A 19,677-nucleotide genomic window follows, 5' to 3' on the forward strand; every position below is an offset into this window, starting at 1 on the left:
GTCCGGTCGGCAGGGTCACAGCACGTCCTCACTCGTCACGGCGTCCGGCGCCTCCGGGCCCGCCCCGGGCGGACCCCCGTGCGTCCACGGTGTCTCCTCCGGCTCCGGCAGCTTCGGCCCGCCCCGCTGCTCGTGCTCGAACAGCGTCCAGCACACCCGGTCGCCCTTGACCGGCACACTGCCCTCGTCGGGCTCCTTGCCCCGGCCCATCTTGTCGAGCAGCCGCAGCACGACCGCGTCGCCCTCGGCCTCGTACCCGACGAACTCGGCGCTCTGCGGCTTGCCGTCCAGCGAGCGGTACACCTTGACGCGCTCCCCGAGGTGCGGCCGGTCGTCGGTGCGCACGGTGACCAGCGGGCGCGGGCGCTTCTTGTCGTTGTACGCGGCGACGACCTCCGTCACCTCGCCCGCGAACGCTTCCCCGGCCAGCCGGCGGCCCGCCATCACCAGCGGATCGTCCAGCGCCTCCTGCGCGTCGAGGCGGGCCTGCTCGCGCTCGCGCGTCGCCAGCTTGTTCGCCGCGGTCACCGCGTCGTCGCGGCGCGGCTGCGGCGGCTCGCCGGCCGCCACCCGGTCGCGGTGCATGGTGAACGACCAGCGGTCCCGCGTCCACCGCTCCTCGACCCGGCTGCCTTCCGGCAGCTTGCACAGCACGTCGAGCCCGCGCCACACCGCGTCCCATGTGGGCCGCGTCCGCGACTCGACCAGCGCGTGGATCTCCCGCTCGGCCGCCGTCAGCTCCGCGAGCCTGCCGTCGGCCTCCACCGCGTCCTCGGCCGCCGCGAGCCGCGTACGGGCCCGGTCGTAGCGCTCGATGGCGGGCGCCAGCAGCTTGTTGTCGAACGCCGGGTCCGTCGCCGGGCCCGCCGGCGGGCACCGCAACTGCCCGGCCGCGTCCCGCTCCAGCTCCGCCCGGCGCGCCGCCTCCGCGCCCGACGTCCCCGGCCGCGCGTCGATCCAGGCGAGCAGCGCGCCCAGGTGCTGGTCCTCCAGGCTCGACTGGCCCGTCGCCCAGTGCCGGGACAGCAGGTCGGTCATCGCCAGCAGCAGCGACGAGCCCGGCACCCGCGCCCGCTCCCCGAAGTGCGTCAGCCAGCGGCCCAGCAGCGGCACGTGCGGCGGTGCCGGGAACGGCGTGTCCGGGTCCTGCTCCGCCGTACGCCGGAACCGCATCGAGCGGCCCAGCAGCCGGACGAACTCGATGCCCGCCCGCCCCGGCACGACGATCTGCGGGGCGTCCGCGCACAGCTCGACCTCGACCTTGACCTTCTTGCCGGTCGCCGGGTCGGTCTCGCCGCGCTCGGCGGCCTCCACGTCACCCGCGTACGCGTCCAGGTACGGCAGGACCGTCGCGGCCAGCTCCGCGAGGAACGCGAACCGCAGGTCACGGTCGCGCGGCTGCGGCACGACGAGCAGCCGGGGCGAAGTCCGCTCGGTGCCGACCAGCGCGCCCAGCGGCGCGCCCGTCTCACCGGACGTCGTCAGCGGCACGAACACCAGCGGGCGCTGCGACAGATGCCGGTGCCGGACCGTGGCCAGGGGCTGGGCGCGGCCGGTGCTCGTCGCTTCGAGCCGCGCCAGATGGGTGATCAGGCTCAACGCTGTGCTTCCTCACGGTGGCGGGACGCACGGCACGCGCGCGATGCGCGGCGGCCGTCCGTGCGGGGACCTCGGACGTCGTCTCGCGGGCGCCTCATCCGGCCGCCTCCCACGCCCCGGCGCCCTCCCGCAGGGCCTCCGCGCGCAGGGCCGCCGCCCGGCGCAGCGCCGCCACCGCCGGATCCTCCGGGTCGCCGCTCTCGCCGCGCGCCGCCGCCAGCACCGCGCCCACCGTGGTCAGGCCGCCCAGCTCGGCGCGGAGCGAACGGCCCAGCGCCGTCACCGCGCCCGCGCCGCGCGCCCGCTCACGGCAGTGGAACGCCAGCTCGCACGCGGCCAGGCACTCCGGCGCGTACGTCGCGGGCACCGCCTCGACCGCCGCCGTCAGCTCCTCGGCGGGCAGCTCCGGGTCGAACGCGGTGCCCGGCGGGAGCAGCGCCGCGATCTCCTCGATCCGCGTGAGCCGCCGCAACTGGCGCCGCGTCACCGACAACTGCTTGCGCACGTCCACCGAGGACGCCGCCGGCAGGTTCGAGAAGTCCTTCGGGCAGACCAGCACCACCCGGTCCCGTACGGCCGCGCCCGTCTCCGGGAGCCGCGCCGCGACCTCCTCCAGCGCCAGCACGTACACCGCCGCCTGCCGGGCCGCCGCACCCACCTTCGCCGCGTCCGCCGCCCCGTCGATCATCGGGAACGACTTGATCTCCACGACCGTCCAGCTCCCGTCCGGGTGCACCACCACCGCGTCCGGCTCCAGGAACGCGGGGCTGCCCGCCACGTCCAGCGCCAGCATCGGATGGTCGAGGAACGTCCACGCCCCCGACTCGGCCGCCTCCCGCGCCGCCTCGCGCAGCGCCAGCGCGGTCCGCGCCGTGCGCCCCTGCGGGCCGGTCGCCGCGAGGTCAGGCGCCCGTACGAGATCGGGGACCGGCTCCGCGCCCGTGCCGGGCACGCGCGCGTGGACCAGCGCCAGCAACTGCGCGCCGCCGTCCGCCTTCACGCGGGCCTCGAACACATTGCCCCGGGCCAGCGCGAACTGCGACTGGCCGAACGCCGACGGCGCGCCCAGCGCGTCCGCGAGCCGCGCCTTGTCGACGCCCGCGCCGTCCAGGAGCGCGCGCCGGTCACACCCCGGGTTCGCCGCGAGGGCGGCCAGGGCGCGCGCGTCCAGCGGACGCGGGGGCAGGTCGGGGCCGCGCAGCTCAGCGAGCCGCCGCGGCAGCCCCGTCACCCGTGTCAGGGGCCGGGGCGGCCTTGCGCTGTCGGGGAATTCGCTCACCCGGGGAAGTCTGGCACTCCCCACTGACAATCGGGGCCCCTGAGGCGCGAGGGGCGGCGCCGACCGGCTCCGCGAACAGTCCGATCCGCGCCCGCAGCCGCGCCGCGAGCCGCATGACGGGCCTGGTCAGCGCCAGCCCCACGCCCATCACGGCGGCCCCGGCGAGCGCGTCGAAGAAGTAGTGGTTGGCCGTGCCCATGACGACGATCGTGGTGATCAGCGGATAGGCGACGCCCGCGGCCTTCGCGTACGGGGAACGCCCGTGCCGCCACAGCATCACCCCGCACCACAGCGCCCACCCGACGTGCAGGCTGGGCATGGCCGCGTACTGGTTCGTCATCCCGCCGAGCCCCTTGGGCGCGCTCGCCGCCCCGCCCCACCAGCCGTACGAGCTGTACTGCGCCATGGTGTCGACGAAGCCCTGGCTCGCCGCGAGCAGCCGGGGCGGGCACGTCGGCAGGAGCGTGAAGCCGATCAGACCGATCAGCGTGGACGTCATCAGCCAGGTGCGGGCCGCGCGGTACAGATGCGCGCGGCGGCGGAACAGCCAGATCAGGACGGCCGGCGTGACGATGTAGTGCAGGGAGGCGTACCAGAAGTCGGCGGGGACACCGATCCACGCCTCGCGGGTGAACAGCCGGTTCAGCGGGTGTTCCAGGTTGAGGTGGACGGCCTTCTCGGCCCGGAGTATCGCAAGACCGTGGTCGACGGCCGTGGACACGTCCCCGCGCGCGAGGAGCCGGCCCGCCGAGTACGCGCCGTACACGAGGACGATGAGCGGCAGCTCGGTCCACCAGCGCAGCCCGGCGCCGGATATCGCCTCCGTGACTGGTGCGTCGTCGGTCTGCTGCGCCATGCGGGCCGCGCCCCCTCTTCCCTCGTTCGGCGGCCACCGGCCACGTGCTCACCCTAAGGTCTTCCGCTGTTCCACAGGGGGCCGCCCGGACGATCCCCGCCCCTCGTAGACGTCGATCGCCGGGCCCTGGTTGCCCGGCGCGGGTCCGCCGTCCGGTTTGCGCGATGATGGACGAGGTGTCGCACCTCGTACGACCCCTGTTCACCGCGTACCCCCCGATCCCCCTGGAAGGTCCCGCTCATGGCACCGCGCATCCTGTTGGCCCGGCACGGGCAGACGGAATGGTCCCGACTCGGCCGCCACACCGGCCGTACGGACATCCCGCTCCTGGAGGAGGGCCGGCGCGGCGCGAAGCTGCTCGGCGAGCGGTTGCTTCGGGAGCCGTTCGACGGGCTGCCCGAGGCCGAGGTGCGGACCTCGCCGCTGGTGCGGGCCAGTGAGACGTGCGCGCTCGCCGGGTTCGGGGAGCGGGCGCGGGAGTGGGACGCGCTCATGGAGTGGGACTACGGCGACTACGAGGGGCTCACGCCGGCGCAGATCCAGGAGCTGCGGCCCGGGTGGCTCATCTGGCGCGACGGGGTTCCCGGCGGGGAGTCGCCGGCGGAGGTCACGGCTCGGGCGGACGAGGTCGTGGCGTGGGCGCGGGGCGCTGACCGCGATGTGCTGGTGTTCGCGCACGGGCACATTCTCCGGTCCATCGGGGCGCGGTGGCTCGGGTTGCCGCTCGATTTCGCCGCGCGGGTGCGGCTCAGTCCTACGTCGTTGTCTGTGCTGGGGTGGGCGTATGGGGAGCCGGTGATCGAGTCGTGGAACGAAACGGCCCACTTGCTCTGACCGCCAACTCACCCACGGGGGCCCCCGCACCCCCTGGGTGGGTGGGGCTGCCCGCAGTTCGTCGTCTACCGGCCGGTGGGGCTTCTCGCGCAGTTCCCCGCGCCCCTGAAGCATGCACTTCGTGCAGCTTCCCCTGAGGGAAGCGGGGCTTCGCCCCAGCTCCCCAGGGGAGGAGGGTGCGACGCAGTCGCCCCTCCAGGGGCGCGGGGAACTGCGCGATCAGCCACGACGAATGTTGAGGAAACCCGCCGGGCGGGACCGCCCACTCACCTAGGGGCGCGGGGAACTGCGCGATCAGCCACGACGAAAGTCGAGGAAGCCCACCGGCAGAGCCACCCACTGGAGAATTTTCGTTACGCCCGTTGGGTCAGGAACGTGGAGACCGGGGCTGAACGCTGGTGCGGAAGCAATACCCGCGCTGTCGCCGACAGCATGTTCTGGATGCGGGAGGAGCGGACCTCCCGTAGGAGCGCGACCGCCCGCACCCCCGCCGCCGCAGCCTCATCCGGCACCCCCGCCCGCGCGAGGTCATCCGCCAACTCCGCCGTGTACAAAGCCCGGTTCCGCGTGAAGTGCGGGTCCTGGAGGGCGACAGCCCGCCGCGCATGCCGCGCCGCCCGCCCCCACTCGCCGAGCGCCGACCAGCACTGCGCCTCAAGCCCCTCCAGCTCCCCCTCCCCGTAGAACGTCATCCACTCCGGATCCGCGTCACACGCGCCCCGCGCGAACAACGCCTGCGCCCGCGCCAGCGCCCGCTCGCACGCCCGCCGGTCACCGAGCCCCGCCCACCCGCCGGCCTCCCGCAGCGCCAGCAGCGACAGCAGCCGCGCCGAGCCGAGCGACGCGGCGACCCGGGACGCGGCCTGCGCCGCCCGTACCGCCTCCCGGGGGCGGCCCGCGTCGCGCGCGAGGAACGCCGTGTTGCAGAAGGCGTGCGCCTCAAGCGCCGCGTCCCCCGCCACCCGCGCCGTCGCCAGCGCCTCCGCGTAGTGTGAGCGGGCGTCCTCGAAACGTCCGGAGTCGTGCGCCAGCCAGCCCACCGAGATGGCCAGTTCCCCGGCGCCCGCCTGGAGCCGCGCGGTGTCGGAGCGGGCGGCGCCCCCCGCGTCGAGGAGTTCGAACGCCGACCGCAGCGGCCCCGCCGCCCGCCGGTACAGGCCGTCGGCGCCGTGCCGGTCGTCGAGGACGCGGATGCGCCGGATCGCCTCCTCGACCGCGCCGATCCCGGCCCGCGCCGGATGGCGGTCGAGCCCGGGGGCGGCGGCGCCGGGCACGCCGAAGGGGGTCAGGGTGGCGACGGCCACCGTGGCCGTCGAACCGGTCACGCCGGTCATGAACGCGCGACGCCGCACGTCGCTCTCCTCGTGGTGCGTGTACTCGTGGTGCGGGTACTCACTGGCAGGTACGGGTGGGGCGGGGCTCGGGCGCCCGCCCCGGCCGCGCACGGCGGACCGGGGCGTGAACCCGAGGTCGGTCAGGGTCCGGCCGGGGAACATGTGCAGGAACACGCGCTCGTACGCGTAGTTGGGGCAGCGGATCTCGCCGGCCTCGACCCGCCCGACGTAGCGCGCGTCGCAGCTCACGCGCTCGCCGATGTCCCGCGCGGCCCGCCGCACCAGCGCGGCGAACTCGCTCGGTGAGCGCGCCCCGCGCAGCGCGCGGAACGCGGTGTTGGGGCGCGCGGCGGGCTGACCCGCCGGGGCGCCCGGATGGTACGGAGACGACGTCATACGAGGGGCCTCCCGTGCGAACCGTGCCGCGGGCAGGGGCGGTTCGGCTCCGGCGCTCGCGGCGAGGCTCGAACGTACCGGCTGTGACGAGCCCGACACGCAGTGTTTGGCTACAAACCGGATATCTCACCCACGATCTGCCATGAACTGCCATCCTTTGCGGCGGCGTGCCGCCGTTGCCGTTGACGCCGCCGGGCGTTGAACCGTATGGCGAAACCCCATACGCGAGGAGGGGCCGACGTGAGGGACCCGGCACAGCCCATGGCGTCGACGGAGCGGCAGCGCCCGGCGCCGGAGCCCGGCGCCTGCGATCTGGTGACCGTGCCCGCCCGGCAGGGCCTGGAGGCGGTCGACATCCTGCGCCGGGGCCGCGCCGAGCCCGTCGGCCCGGTGCTGCACGACGGCGGCGCCACCCTCGGCTTCCTCGTCCCGCCCGGCACCGCCGACGGCTGGGACGTCCCCGGCAGCGCCTGTACGCACACGCGGACCGGCCGGGGCCCCTCCCCGGCACCGCCCGGCGAGGGCACCGGCTGGCTGCTGCCGCCCGACCCGGCGGGCGGCAGGGGTGCGGGCGGCCCGGTCACCGACCCGGTGGTGCTGCGGGCCGCGCTCGACGAGGCCGCGCGGCTCATCGCCGCCGCCGACAGCTGCCGCTGAGCCGTCCGGGTCCGCGGGCCCGATAATGGGCGAATGGCGAGGTCACGCGGGAGTCAGGGGCGCAAGGGCGGCGGCGCGGGGCGGGGGGCGCGGGAGCCGGTCGTCGAGAGCGTCGACGGGGGGCTCGCCGAGCTGATACCCGACCGGGAGCGGCCCGCGGGCTGGACGTTGCTCATCGACGGCGCCCCGCAGTCGTACGTCGACCTCGACGACCCCGCGCGGCTGGCCTTCGAGTACCAGCGCCGCATCGGGCACGTCCTCGACCTCGCCGCCGAACCCGGGCGGCCGGTGCACGCCGTGCACCTCGGCGGGGGCGCGTTCACCCTCGCGCGGTACGTCGCCGCCACCCGGCCGCGCTCCACCCAGCAGGTCGTCGAGAGGGACGGGGCGCTGGTCCAACTGGTGCGGCGGGAGCTTCCCCTGGACCCCGGGGCGCGGATCCGGGTGCGGACCGGGGACGCGCGGGAGACGCTGGCGAAGATGCCGGACGACTGGGCGGACGTCGTCGTCGCGGACGTGTTCAGCGGGGCGCGGACGCCGGCGCATCTGACCAGTACGGAGTTCTTGGGCGAGGTGCGGCGGGTGTTGCGGGCGGGCGGCACGTATGTCGCCAACCTCGCGGACGGGCCTCCGCTGGCCTATCTGCGGGGGCAGATCGCCACCGCGGGGGTCGTCTTTCCCGAGCTTGCGCTTGTGGCTGACGCGGCGGTTCTTCGGGGGAAGCGGTTCGGGAACGCGGTGCTTGTCGCTTCCGCGGGGGTGTTGGCTGTGCCGGAGTTGACGCGGCGGGCCGCCAGTGATCCTCATCCGGGGCGGGTGGAGCACGGGCGGGCCCTACGGGACTTCACAGCGGGCGCGCCCCCCACAACGGACCCCACGTCCAAACCCTCCCCACCCCCACCCCCTTCGGTCTTCCATTGACCCAACTCCCCTTACGGGGATGTCAGCGCCGGGTGCGTGATCGTTGTGCTTCGGGTGCAGCCCCGGTGGGGCTTCTCGCGCAGTTCCCCGCGCCCCTGACGGGGCTGATCTCAGCGCCCACTTCCGGCCTCCGGCCATGGGCGTTGGCCTCAGCCCCAAATTCCCAGCCCCTCCGGCGATTGAGGAGCGGGGCCTGGGGCAGCGCCCCAGAGTGCCGGGTGCGTCGTGGCTGAGCGCGCAGTTCCCCGCGCCCCCTCGCGGCGAGCTAGTAGCTGCCTACTTCTACCAGTGGGGGATGGTCGTGCCAGGAGCAGAAGACTGAGACCTTGTCCGCGCCGGAGGTGAACTCCACCCGGATCCAGGACGCCTGCTTCCACACCTGCACCGACCACCCCGCCTCCGGAGTGGCGGACACCAGCGTCGCTGAAGACGTCCCGATGTCGAACACCGCCTGCCCGCCCCGCGTGGAGTAGCTCTTGACCGACCCGGACCCGGACCCGGCCCCGGACCCGGCCCCGGACCCCGAAGAGGGACCCCGCGCCGAAGACCCCGGCGTGCTCGAAGGGGACCGGGAAGGCGGTGCCGTAGAGGCGGGCGGCGCCGGAGCGGAACGTACGGCCCGGGGCGGAGCCGACGACGCCGAGGGCGACGGCGACGGTTCGGGCCGGTGCGTGGAGGAGGCCTGCGGCGCCACGGCCTCGGCCCGCTCCCCGGTCACGGGCAACGCCTGCGGAGGGTCGTACGCCGTACCGGTCATCACCGTATGGACGCCCCACCAGGACAGCGTCACGGACGCCCCCGTCGCCAGCAGCCACGCCACCGCGTGCACGACACCGCGCCGCACGGGACGCACGGGGCGCGCGGGGGGCTGGGGTGACGACGGTGACGTAGGAGGCATCGCGGGCCATACTGCACCACGAGGCTCGCTGTTGTCCCACGGGACCAACGTCACCCGGCGAGGGGACCGGCTTCGCCCGGATGGCGTACGGTGCCGCCCATGGCAAGTGTGCTCGTGGTCGAGGACGACCAGTTCGTGCGCTCCGCCCTCATCCGGCACCTGACCGACGCGGCCCACACGGTCCGCAGCGTCGGCACGGCACTGGAGGCGTTGCGCGAGGTCGCCCATTTCCGGTTCGACGTAGTGATCCTGGACCTCGGTCTGCCCGATCTGGACGGGGCGGAGGCGCTCAAGATGCTGCGGGGCATCACCGATGTCCCCGTGATCATCGCGACGGCGCGGGACGACGAGTCGGAGATCGTACGGCTGCTGAACGACGGCGCCGACGACTACCTCACCAAGCCGTTCTCGCCCGAGCACCTGTCGGCCCGGATGGCGGCCGTGCTGCGCCGCTCGCGCGGCAGCGTCGCCGCCGAACCGCCCTCGCGCGTCATCCGCGTCGGCGGCCTGTCCGTGGACCCGCTGCGCCGCCAGGCCGAACTCGACGGCAGGCGCCTGGACCTGACGCGCCGCGAGTTCGACCTGCTCGCGTTCCTCGCCGGGCGGCCCGGCGTCGTCGTCGCCCGCAAGGAGCTGCTCGCCGAGGTGTGGCAGCAGTCGTACGGCGACGACCAGACCATCGACGTGCATCTGTCGTGGCTGCGCCGCAAGCTGGGCGAGACCGCCGCCCGCCCGCGCTATCTGCACACCCTGCGCGGCGTCGGCGTGAAGCTGGAGCCGCCCGTCGCCGAGACCCCGCAGGGCCCGCCGCGTCCGGAGGCCGCGCCGTGAGATGGGCGCTCGTGCGGGTGTGCCTGGCCGTGACGACGATGGTCGTGGTCGCCTTCGCCGTCCCGCTCGGGCTGGTCATCAAGGAGATGGCCCGCGACCGCGCGTTCTCCAACGCCGAGCGGACCGCCGCCGCGATCGGGCCGACCCTGTCCATCACCAGCGACCGCGACCAGTTGGCCCGCGCCCTCGCCACCGCCCAGCCCGGCGGCGAGGACCGGCTCTCCGTCCGCGTCCCGGCCGCCGGCGGCAACCCGGAGATCCGGCTCGGGCGGCAGCGCGTCGACGACGAGGACCTGCGCATCTCGCGGGCCACGGTCGTGGACGTGCCCGGCGGTTCCGTCTGGCTCCAGCCGATCGCGGTGAGCAGCGGCAAGATCGCCGTCGTCGAGGTGTACGTGCCCCAGGCCGAGGTCACCAACGGCGTGCGGACCGCCTGGCTGGTCCTCGCGGGCGTCGGCATCGCCCTCGTCATCGGCTCGGTGGCGGTCGCGGACCGGCTCGGCGTACGGATGGTGCAGCCCGCCCAGCGCCTGGTCGGCGCCGCCCACGAGCTGGGGGAGGGGCGGCTCGGGGCGCGGGTGCCCGAGGACGGGCCGACCGAACTGCGGCTCGCGGCCATCGCGTTCAACTCCATGGCCGACCAGGTCGTCCAGCTCCTCGCCAACGAGCGGGAGCTGGCCGCCGACCTCTCGCACCGGCTGCGCACCCCGCTGACCGTGCTGCGCCTGAACGCGGCCTCGCTCGGCGAGGGTCCCGCCGCCGAGCAGACCCGGGCGGCCGTCGCCCAGTTGGAGCGCGAGGTCGACACCATCATCAGGACCGCCCGCGAGGCCAAGCCGCAGACGGCGGCGGCCGGGCCCGGCACCGGCTGCGACGCCGCCGAGGTGATCCGCGAGCGCATGGACTTCTGGTCGGCGCTGGCCGAGGACGAGGGCCGCAAGGTGCGCGTCGCCGGGGTCGACAGGCCCGTACGGATTCCCGTGGCGCGCGGCGATCTCGTCGCCGCGCTCGACGCGCTCCTCGGCAACGTCTTCCGGCACACCTCCGAGGGCACGGCGTTCGCGGTGGACGTGCACAGCGCCGAGGACGCGGTGATCGTGCTGGTGTCCGACGCGGGCCCCGGCATCCGCGACCCCGAGGCGGCGATGGCGCGCGGCCGGGGCTCGGGCAGCGACGGTTCGACGGGCCTCGGCCTGGACATCGTGCGCCGCCTCGCCGAGTCGACGGGCGGTGACGTACGCATCGGGTCGTCCGTGCTGGGCGGCACCGAGGTGCGGATCTGGATCCAGCTCGACGGCCGTTCGGCGGCGCGCACCCGGCACGGACGCGGCCACCGGGGCAGGGACCGCAGATCACTGCTGCGCCCCCTGAACCGCACCCGTTCCTGAGAGCGGACCCGGCCCTTAATCGCTCCCGATGCCTTCCTTAAGCGCGTCCTAAGATCCTCAACGCCCTTCCGGCTTGCCCGAATTGACGGCCCTGTCCCCGCTAGCGTCTGCGTCGCCCCTCGGACCTGACCCCCCCGAGGGGCAACTCGCCCTTTCCCCCCAGGCAGACGTAAGGCAGGCACGCGATGAGCAGGACGCACCGGCGCAGGATCAGCGGCAGGAACAAGGCGATCGGCGCGGTCCTCGCGGCGGCCGTCGTGGGTGGCGGCGCGGTCCTGTTCGCGTCCAACGCGTCGGCGGCCTCGGTCGGCGCCGCCTACACCCGTACGAGCGGGTGGTCCGGCGGGTACACCGGCCAGTACGTCGTCACCAACTCCACCGGTACGGACCGCGCCGGCTGGAAGCTGGAGTTCGACCTGCCCGCCGGGAGCAGCCTCGGCTCGCTGTGGAACGCCGAGTCGAAGGTGTCCGGCTCGCACGTCACCGTCACGCCCGCCGCGTGGGACAAGGGCGGTCTGGCGGCGGGCCGTTCGGTCACCGTCGGCTTCGTCGTCACCGGCGCGGGTGACCCCACGGGCTGCCGCATCGACGGCGCCGCCTGCTCCGTGGACGCGGGCGCGACCCCGACGCCCTCGGGCCGCCCCAGCCGGACGGCGACCCCGGCGCCGAAGCCCACGGCGACGGCGACCGCCACGGCCAAGCCGACGGCGACCGCGAAGCCCTCGGCGACCGCGACCCCCACCGCCGCGCCGGGCACCGGGACGGCGGCGGGCGCCCGCTTCTCCCCGTACGTGGACACGTCCCTGTACCCGAAGTTCGACCTGGTCGCCGCCGCGAAGGCGACCGGCGTCAAGGAGTACACCCTCGCGTTCGTCACCTCCGGCGGGTCCTGCACGCCGAAGTGGGGCGGTGTCACGGACCTCGGCAGCGATGAAGTCGCCGCGCAGATCGGCGCGTTGCGGGCGGCGGGCGGTGATGTGCGGGTCTCCTTCGGCGGCGCGTCCGGCACGGAACTCGCGCAGTCCTGCTCCTCGGCGGCGTCGCTGGCGGCCGCGTACCAGAAGGCCGTCGACGCGTTCAAGCTGACGAAGGTCGACTTCGACGTCGAGGGCGGGGCGCTGCCCGACACCGCCGCCAACACCCGGCGGGCGCAGGCCATCGCCGTGCTGCGCAAGGACAACCCGAAGCTGAACGTGTCGTTCACGCTGCCCGTCATGCCCGAGGGGCTGACCTCGGACGGCGTCAACTTCCTCAAGAACGCCAAGGCCAACGGTGTCACCGCCGACCTCGTCAACATCATGGCGATGGACTACGGCGCGTCCTACGGCGGTGACATGGGCGACTACGCCGAGCAGGCGGCCACCGCGACGCAGGCCCAGTTGAAGGCGGCGCTGGGGCTGTCCGACGCGGCGGCGTGGAAGGCGGTGGGCATCACGCCGATGATCGGGGTCAACGACGTGTCCACGGAGACGTTCTCGGTGGCCGATGCGGCGCAGCTCGTGTCTTTTGCCAAGGCCAAGGGGGTCGGCGGGTTGTCGATGTGGTCGGCGAGCCGTGACCGGGCGTGCCCTGGGGGTGCGGGGGGCTCCGCGCAGCCGACGTGCAGCTCAGTCGCCCAGGCGCCGGCTGCCTTCCAAAAGGCGTTCGCCACGCTCAACTGACCGGACCATTTCCTGCGGGGGCTGGGGGCTGCGGGAGTTGGCCTCGCCGCCAACTCCCGGCCCCTCCGGCGGCCTCCGGCCCTGGGGCCCTGGGGGCTGGCCTCAGCCCCAACTCCCAGCCCCTCCGGCGATTGAGGAGCGGGGCCTGGGGCAGCGCCCCAGAGTGCCGGGTTCGTCGTGGCCGCTCGCGCAGTTCCCCGCGCCCCTTACGGGGCTGATCTCAGCGTCCCTTCTCAGCGGCAGCGTGCCCGCGCCCCTCAGGGAGTTGGCCTCAGCGCATACTCCCAGCCCCTCCGGCGATTGAGGAGCGGGGGGAGTTGGACTCAGGGTGTTTCAGGACTTGGCGGTGCGCCATTCTTCGGCGTAGTCGTTGAAGATGGCTCGGAGGTGGTGGCCGATCTTCAGGTAGTCGAGGTCGTCGAGGTTGGCGAGGGAGACCCGGACCGACCACTGAGGCCCCTCGAAACCCCCGCCGTTGAGCAGCACGACCCCCGTCTGCCGGGCAAGCCGGAACAGCGGGTCGATGGGCTCGTAGTTCTTCTCCAGGAACGCCGCGAACTCGTCCCCGTGCTCCAACTGCGCCTGCGCCATCAGATCCAGCTCGATGTAGTACGCGGCCCGCCGAGGATCATCCGCGATCTTCATCTGGGCGCCCTCAAGCAGCAGTTCGAGGCGCTGCCGCACGATCGCGCGGATGCGACGCTTGTACTCCTGGCCCTCCTCCAGCATGTCGAAGAGGGAGAACAGGGCGAGCATGACCTGCTGCGGCAGCGAGAGCCCGGCCGTGTGGTTGAGGGCGACCTGCCGCGAGTCGGCGACCATCCGGTCGATGAAGCGGATCTTCTCCGGCTCCAGCGTCAGCGTCCCGTACCGCTTGTTGAGCCGTTCCGTCTCGGCGGCCGGCAGCTTGGCGATCATCTCGTCGATGACGTTGTCGTCGTGCAGCCCGATCACGCCGAGCCGCCAGCCCGTGCAGCCGTAGTGCTTGGAGTACGAGTACACGAGCAGCGTGTTGCGGGGCAGGTCGGCGGCGATGGAGCGGAAGCCCTCGACGAACGTGCCGTACACGTCGTCGGTGACGACGATCAGGTTCGGGTTCTTCGTGGCCACGATGTCCTTGATCTGGTTCGTGACCCGCTGACTGAGCGCGAGGGAGGGCGGGTTGGAGGGGTTGACCAGGCAGACGAGCTTGATCTCGGGGTCCGCGAGCTTGGCCACCTCCTCCTCCGGGTAGCGCCACTCGCGCACGCCCGCCTCGGCGAACATGTTGGCCTCGACGTACGTGACGTCGAACTCGTACGTGTCCAGCTCGGGGATCTCGATGTACGGCGTGAACACCGGGACCATGAGGGCGATCTTGTCGCCCTTGTGCAGGATGCCGTTCTTCATCAGCGAGTCGAAGATGTAGCACATCGCGGCGGTGCCGCCCTCGGTGGCGAAGTACGAGAAGTCGCCGGCGGGCGCGTTCCCGGCGAACATCTCGTCGGCGATGTAGCCGCGCACGATCTCCTGCGTGTGGTGCAGGATGCGGTCCGGCATCGGGTAGTTGTCGCCGATCGAGCTGTCGGTCAGTTCGTGGACGAACGCGTCCTTGTCGAACCCGAACCGCTGGATGCCCTTCTGTACGCACTGCGCGAGCAGCTCGACGCCGGGCAGGTCCGGGTGGCGGCGCACGAACGTGTCGAAGCGCTCGTAGGCGCCCTTCACCTCGGGCATCCCGCCGAGGTTGTCGGCGGTCCACACGCGGCCCGACTCCTCGAGGGCGAAGTAGCCGAGCGCGTAGAACGCCTCGCGCGGGCCGGTCGCCACCCAGTTCGGGTTGCCGCGGCCCGCGTTGAGCATCTGGACGCTCGACTTCTCCTTCTGGCCGGGCTGGTCGGCCTGCGCCTCCTCGGCGAGCTTGATGAAGACGTTCTTCAGCTCGAACGGGGAGAGCTGGGCGTACTGCTTGATCTCTTCGCGGGACAGCGTGGACTTCGGCATGCTTCTTCCTTACGTACGGGCGGGGTTGCTCAGTGGTGGAGGAGGACGATCACGGCGCCCCAGATGGTCAGCAGCACGTTCCCGACGGCGTAGGGGATGGTGTAGCCGAGCGTGGGCACCTGGGAGCGGGACGACTCGTTGATCGCGCCGATGGCGGCCGTGGTGGTCTGGCCGCCCGCGAGGACGCCCATCAGGATCGGGAAGCGGATCTTCTGGATGTGGTGGCCGACGAGGAAGCCGACGATCAGCGGGATCACGGTGGCGACCGCGCCGAACACGAGCAGCCCCCAGCCGGCCGTGGACAGGCCCGAGGTGAAGCTCGGCCCGGCGTTGATGCCGACGACCGCGACGAACAGGCACAGCCCGAGGGTGTCCATGAACCACTGGGCGCCGGGCGGCACGTTCCCGTACGTCGGGTGCTTGCCGCGGATCCAGCCGAAGACCAGGCCCATGATCAGCGCGCCGCCCGACGTGGACAGCGAGATCGGCACACCGCCCGCGGTGAGCGCCGGGATGCCGATGCAGCCGCCGAGGAAGATGCCGAGCCCGACCCAGATCATGTCCGTGGCGAACGAGGTCGGCACCGGCTTGCCGAGCGCGGCGCCCGCCGGGTCCACGAGCCGCTTGGGCCCGGCGAGGACGAGGGTGTCGCCGCGCTCGACCTTGGTGGAGAGCCGGTAGGGGAACTCCGAGCCGGAGCGGTACACCTTGTCGACGTACACGCCGACCATGAACGGCTCGCGCCGCAGCTCGGAGATGGTCTGCCCCAGGTGGGCCTTCTCGGAGACGACGACGTGCAGCGTCTCGTTCTCGTACGCGAGCAGTTCCACGTCGTCGGACTCGGGGCCGATGTGGGCGCGGGCGTCGTAGTCGACGAGGGAGCCGCGCAGCGCGCTGACGGCGACCGTGTCGCCCTCGCGCAGCACGGTCTGCTGGTCGTGGTCGAGGATCTGCCCGTCGCGCCGCACCCGCGTGATGTAGATGCGGTTGCCGATCTCCTTCTGCTGGTTCTCGAAGTCGTCGATCGTGCGGCCGACGAGGTCGGGCCGCTGGATCGTGTAGGCCCGCAGCACGATCTCGTAGTAGGCGTCGCGCAGGTCGGGGTTGTCCTCGGGGGCGTCCAGCTCCTTGGCGAGCGCGGCGGACTCGGCGGCGAGGTCCTTGCGGTAGAGCTTGGGCAGGATGTTGGCGAGCAGCATCGCGCACAGGATCGTGCCGAGCGGATACGTGACCGCGTAGCCGATCGCCACGAGGTTGCCCTCGCTCTTGACCTGCGCCGAGGACAGGCCGGGCAGGTTGCCGATGGCGTCCTGCGCGACACCGATGACGGCGGACTGGGTGAGCGCCCCGCCCAGCAGCCCCGCCGACAGGCCGGGCCCGTAACCGAGCAGCGCGGCGAAGCCCCAGCACACGAGCAGGCCGGTGACGCAGACGACGATGGCGTTGACGACCTGCGGCAGCCCGTCCTTCTTCAGTCCGCGGAAGAACTGCGGGCCGACCTTGTAGCCGAGGGCGAAGAGGAACATCGTGAAGAAGAGGTTCTTCACGGTCCCGTCGATGGTGACCTTGAACTGCGCGCCGAGCAGCAGCCCCGCGACCAGGCAGCCGGTGACCGCGCCGAGCGCGATGGCCTTGTAGCGCAGCTTCCCGAAGAGGAAGCCGAGCGCCACGGTGATGAAGACCAGCAGCTCGGGGTGGGGCTGGAAGATGTTCCGGTTGAGGAAGTCGATCACGGCTGTCCTCTCAGTGTCCGAGCACGCCTACGAGCACCGGGCCCGTCAGCGGCAGCAGGAAATTCGACAGGGCGTACGTGATCGTGTAACCCAGCATCGGTACGGAGGACTGGGCCACCTGGGTGACGGCGGTGATCGCCGGCGTCGAACACTGCTGTCCCGCGATGGCGCCGATGAGCAGCGGCGGCTCGATCTTCAGCAGCCTGCGGCCGATCAGGAGCGAGATCGTCGCGGGGATCAGCACCATGGCGATCCCGGCGAACGGCAGCAGGGCCCCGTACTGCTTGAGCAGCGGCCACGCCTGCGGGCCCGAGATCAGGCCGGTGCAGGCGATGAAGACCGCGAGGCCCATGTCCTTGATGGTGTTCGCGGCCTGCGGCGGGAACGCGCCGAAGGTCTGTGACCGGGAGCGGAACCAGCCGAACAGCAGGCCCGAGATCAGGCAGCCGCCGCCGGTGCCCAGCGACATCGGCACGTCCCCGAACTTGACGACGACCTGCCCGAGCAGCGAGCCGGCGGCGATGCCGAGGCCCAGGTAGATGAAGTCGGTGGCGTCGTTCTTGACGGTCGAGCCGAGCTTGGCGACGAGCCGGTTCAGGCCCGCGCGGGCGCCGACCAGGGTCAGGACGTCACCGCGGTGCACGACCGTGTCACCGCTCGCGGGGAGGTCCTGGTCCGCGCGGGTGACGTCGGTGACGTAGACCCCGTCGGTCAGGAACTCGGGGTTCTCCCGCTGGATCTGGTCGATGGTCTTGCCGTCGTTGGCCCGGTCGGTGACGGCGACCTGGCGGGTGGCGAGCGGCGAGTCCATGCCCGGCACCCCGGCCGTCTCCGGGCCGATGAGACGGCCCGCGGTGATGGTCTCGGCCCGGCGCCCCACGACGAGCACGAGGTCGGAGAGGGTCAGCCGCAGGTCGGGCGCGGGGGTGAGGAATTTGCTGCCCCGCTTGACCGACTCGATCGTCACCCGTTCGCCCAGCTCCTGCTCCAGGTCGCCGACCGTGCGTCCGTCGGCCGTGGTCACGAGGTAGGTGCGGCCGACCATGGGGGGCAGCGAGGGCAGCTCGTCGGACTCCAGGCTGCCGCTGCTGCGCGTGCGCTCCCACAGGGCGCGGGCGGAGTCGCGCAGATTGATCCGCATCATCATCGGCATGATCTGGCTCGTGTAGAGCACGATCGTGATCAGGCCGAAGAGATAGCAGACGGTGTACGCGGTGGCCACGTTGCCCTGGTACTCGCTGATCTGGTGCGAGGTCAGACCGCTCAGCTTGCCGATGGACTCGGTGGCGGTGCCGACGACGGCGGACTCGGTGGCGGCCCCGGCGAGGATGCCGGAGGCGGTGCCGACGTCCAGGTCGAACCACTTGGCGAGGCCGAAGGCGATCCCCAGCACACACACCAGTTCGATGCCGCACAGGACGAAGAAGCGCAGCGACTTCTTGTTGAGGTTGCGGAAGAACTGCGGCCCGGCCATGTAGCCGAGCGCGAAGATGAACAGGGCGAAGAACACCGTCTTCACGTCCCCGTCGATCTCGGCCTTCGTCCAGGCGCCGAGCAGCAGGGAGACGATCAGGGTGCCGCAGATTCCGCCCAGGGTCAGCGGTCCCACGCGCAGCTTCCCGACGAGGTAGCCGAGCGCGAGACTGGCGAACAGGACGAGTTCGGGGTGGTCCTTGAGTACGCCCATGGCGGCTCAGTCGGTCTCAACAAAAGGCAATTCAGGCATATGCGCAAAATAAGGGCCGATGCGTCACCCCGCCAGACGAACGCACCGACCCCCGGACACCCCCCGGGCAGGCCTCCCCCGGCCCCGCCTACTCCTCGGCGGCCGGCAGCGCGCCCGCGCGGGCCACGCCCGCGTACCAGGACGCGCTGGTCTTCGGGATACGGGCCTGCGTCTCGTAGTCCACGTACACCGCGCCGAACCGCTTGCCGTACCCGTAGGACCACTCGAAGTTGTCCAGCAGCGACCACAGGAAATAGCCGCGCACGTCCGCGCCCCGGCGGATCGCCTCCTGCACGGCCGCCAGGTGCGCGTGCAGATAGCGCACCCGCTCCGGGTCGTGGACGCGGCCCTGCTCGTCGACCGTGTCCTCGTACGCGGCGCCGTTCTCCGTGACGTACAGCGGCACGCCCGGCGCCTGGGCCGTGTAGTCGAGCAGCAGGTCGGTCAGGCCCGTCGGGTCCACCGGCCAGTTCATCGCCGTCAGCTCGCCGGGCGCGTGGTGGAAGACGACGTCGTCGGAGCCCGGCCAGGGGGAGTGGTCGCTCGCGCCGTGCCCGTCCAGGCGCGGGCCCTCGCTGCCCGGGCGGGCGGCGGAGACGACGGCGGGCGTGTAGTAGTTCATGCCGAGGAAGTCCAGCGGCTGGTGCGCGGTCGCCGTGTCGCCGTCCTCGACGAACGCCCAGTCCGTCACCCCGGCCGTGTCCGCCAACAGGTCCTTCGGATATGCCCCCTTGAGCAGCGGGCCCGTGAACACCCGGTTGGCCAGCGCGTCGATACGGCGCCGGGCGTCCTGGTCGGCGGGGTCGTCGGTGAGCGCGCGGACCACGCTCGGGTTCAGGCTGATCCCGATCCGGGCGCGGGCCGGGAGCACCCCGCGCAGCGCCTGCGTGGCGAGACCGTGGCCCAGGTTCAGATGGTGGGCGGCGCGCAGCGCGGCGGCCGGGTCGGTGCGGCCGGGGGCGTGCACGCCGGAGCCGTACCCGAGGAAAGCGCTGCACCAGGGCTCGTTGAGCGTCACCCAGTTCTCCACCCGGTCGCCGAGCGCCTCGCCGACCAGGCCCGCGTACTCCGCGAACCGGTACGAGGTGTCACGGGCCGGCCAGCCGCCCGCGTTCTCCAGCTCCTGCGGCAGGTCCCAGTGATACAGCGTCACCATCGGCTCGATGCCCTGGGCGAGCAGCTCGTCGACCAGGCCCCGGTAGAAGTCCAGGCCGCGCTGGACGGCGGGGCCGCGCCCGGTGGGCTGCACGCGCGGCCAGGCCACGGAGAAGCGGTACGCGGTCAGGCCCAGGTCGGCCATGAGGCGGACGTCGTCGCGCCAGCGGTGGTAGTGGTCCACGGCGACGTCGCCGGTGTCGCCGTGGGCGACCTTGCCGGGGGTGTGGCTGAACGTGTCCCAGATCGAGGGCGTGCGGCCGTCCTCGCGGGCCGCGCCCTCGATCTGGTACGCGGCGGTCGCGGCGCCCCACAAAAACCCTCCGGGGAACGGGGGCCCAGGGTGGCCGGGGTGGGGGCGGGTGTTGTTCTCTACGGTGGTCATAGGAGCGCTCCCATTTTCGGTGCGGGTTGGGGGGTGGGGGT

Annotated in this window: 15 protein-coding genes; 6 read left to right on the forward strand and 9 right to left on the reverse strand. The window is 72.8% G+C overall.

Going from position 1 to position 19,677, the window contains the following annotated elements; translation table 11 throughout:
- Positions 1 to 15: 15 nt before the first annotated feature.
- The 3 genes from ACZ7LY_RS13330 to ACZ7LY_RS13340 form a co-directional block, all read right to left on the reverse strand.
- Entirely contained in the window at positions 16 to 1,599 is a 1,584-nt protein-coding gene (locus ACZ7LY_RS13330) for a hypothetical protein (protein ID WP_471624667.1), read from the reverse strand.
- A 94-nt stretch (positions 1,600 to 1,693) separates the two neighbouring features.
- Positions 1,694 to 2,830: a hypothetical protein gene (locus tag ACZ7LY_RS13335; protein WP_471624668.1), complete on the reverse strand. Its 1,137-nt coding sequence runs from the start codon at positions 2,828 to 2,830 to the stop codon at positions 1,694 to 1,696.
- Positions 2,802 to 3,734 (reverse strand): phosphatase PAP2 family protein, encoded by a 933-nt coding sequence (locus ACZ7LY_RS13340; RefSeq protein WP_471624669.1) that lies wholly within the window; start codon positions 3,732 to 3,734, stop codon positions 2,802 to 2,804. Before ACZ7LY_RS13340 ends, ACZ7LY_RS13335 begins: the two co-directional genes overlap by 29 nt.
- Before the next feature lie 240 nt (positions 3,735 to 3,974).
- On the opposite strand from ACZ7LY_RS13340, the gene ACZ7LY_RS13345 reads away from it, so the two are divergent.
- Positions 3,975 to 4,568 (forward strand): histidine phosphatase family protein, encoded by a 594-nt coding sequence (locus ACZ7LY_RS13345; protein ID WP_471624670.1) that lies wholly within the window; start codon positions 3,975 to 3,977, stop codon positions 4,566 to 4,568.
- Between the two features lie 353 nt (positions 4,569 to 4,921).
- Here ACZ7LY_RS13345 and ACZ7LY_RS13350 read toward each other — a convergent pair whose 3' ends face one another.
- A complete protein-coding gene (locus ACZ7LY_RS13350) occupies positions 4,922 to 6,298 on the reverse strand; it encodes a tetratricopeptide repeat protein (protein WP_471624671.1) in 1,377 nt (458 codons plus the stop codon).
- Between the two features lie 261 nt (positions 6,299 to 6,559).
- On the opposite strand from ACZ7LY_RS13350, the gene ACZ7LY_RS13355 reads away from it, so the two are divergent.
- Together ACZ7LY_RS13355 and ACZ7LY_RS13360 are read left to right on the forward strand one after the other, a co-directional pair.
- Positions 6,560 to 6,955 (forward strand): hypothetical protein, encoded by a 396-nt coding sequence (locus ACZ7LY_RS13355; RefSeq protein WP_471624720.1) that lies wholly within the window; start codon positions 6,560 to 6,562, stop codon positions 6,953 to 6,955.
- A gap of 33 nt (positions 6,956 to 6,988) precedes the next feature.
- The gene (locus ACZ7LY_RS13360; protein WP_471624672.1) at positions 6,989 to 7,876 is read left to right on the forward strand and encodes a spermidine synthase; all 888 of its coding nucleotides are present in this window, start codon (positions 6,989 to 6,991) and stop codon (positions 7,874 to 7,876) included.
- A gap of 265 nt (positions 7,877 to 8,141) precedes the next feature.
- Here the strand turns inward: ACZ7LY_RS13360 and ACZ7LY_RS13365 are convergent, their stop codons facing one another.
- Positions 8,142 to 8,720, reverse strand: a complete 579-nt coding sequence (locus ACZ7LY_RS13365) for a hypothetical protein (protein WP_471624673.1) — start codon at positions 8,718 to 8,720, stop codon at positions 8,142 to 8,144.
- Between the two features lie 153 nt (positions 8,721 to 8,873).
- On the opposite strand from ACZ7LY_RS13365, the gene ACZ7LY_RS13370 reads away from it, so the two are divergent.
- From ACZ7LY_RS13370 to ACZ7LY_RS13380, 3 genes are all read left to right on the forward strand, one after another.
- Positions 8,874 to 9,605: a response regulator transcription factor gene (locus tag ACZ7LY_RS13370; RefSeq protein WP_471624674.1), complete on the forward strand. Its 732-nt coding sequence runs from the start codon at positions 8,874 to 8,876 to the stop codon at positions 9,603 to 9,605.
- Entirely contained in the window at positions 9,602 to 10,993 is a 1,392-nt protein-coding gene (locus ACZ7LY_RS13375; RefSeq protein WP_471624675.1) for a sensor histidine kinase, read from the forward strand. The genes ACZ7LY_RS13370 and ACZ7LY_RS13375 overlap by 4 nt, the downstream gene beginning before the upstream one ends.
- Before the next feature lie 185 nt (positions 10,994 to 11,178).
- On the forward strand, positions 11,179 to 12,654 hold the full coding sequence (locus ACZ7LY_RS13380; RefSeq protein ID WP_471624676.1) for a glycoside hydrolase family 18 protein: 1,476 nt from the start codon (positions 11,179 to 11,181) through the stop codon (positions 12,652 to 12,654).
- 333 nt (positions 12,655 to 12,987) lie between these two features.
- Here the strand turns inward: ACZ7LY_RS13380 and ACZ7LY_RS13385 are convergent, their stop codons facing one another.
- The 4 genes from ACZ7LY_RS13385 to ACZ7LY_RS13400 all read right to left on the reverse strand — a co-directional run bounded on the left by ACZ7LY_RS13385 (position 12,988) and on the right by ACZ7LY_RS13400 (position 19,636).
- Positions 12,988 to 14,637 (reverse strand): bifunctional aspartate transaminase/aspartate 4-decarboxylase, encoded by a 1,650-nt coding sequence (locus ACZ7LY_RS13385; RefSeq protein ID WP_471624677.1) that lies wholly within the window; start codon positions 14,635 to 14,637, stop codon positions 12,988 to 12,990.
- A gap of 29 nt (positions 14,638 to 14,666) precedes the next feature.
- Positions 14,667 to 16,370, reverse strand: a complete 1,704-nt coding sequence (gene aspT / locus ACZ7LY_RS13390) for an aspartate-alanine antiporter (protein ID WP_471624678.1) — start codon at positions 16,368 to 16,370, stop codon at positions 14,667 to 14,669.
- 10 nt (positions 16,371 to 16,380) lie between these two features.
- Positions 16,381 to 18,057, reverse strand: a complete 1,677-nt coding sequence (gene aspT / locus ACZ7LY_RS13395; protein ID WP_471624679.1) for an aspartate-alanine antiporter — start codon at positions 18,055 to 18,057, stop codon at positions 16,381 to 16,383.
- A gap of 127 nt (positions 18,058 to 18,184) precedes the next feature.
- Positions 18,185 to 19,636 carry a GH1 family beta-glucosidase gene (locus tag ACZ7LY_RS13400; protein ID WP_471624680.1) on the reverse strand — a complete coding sequence of 484 codons (1,452 nt, stop codon included), beginning with the start codon at positions 19,634 to 19,636 and terminating at the stop codon, positions 18,185 to 18,187.
- Positions 19,637 to 19,677 lie beyond the last annotated feature (41 nt).

The organism is Streptomyces sp. NPDC107550, assembly GCF_055639095.1.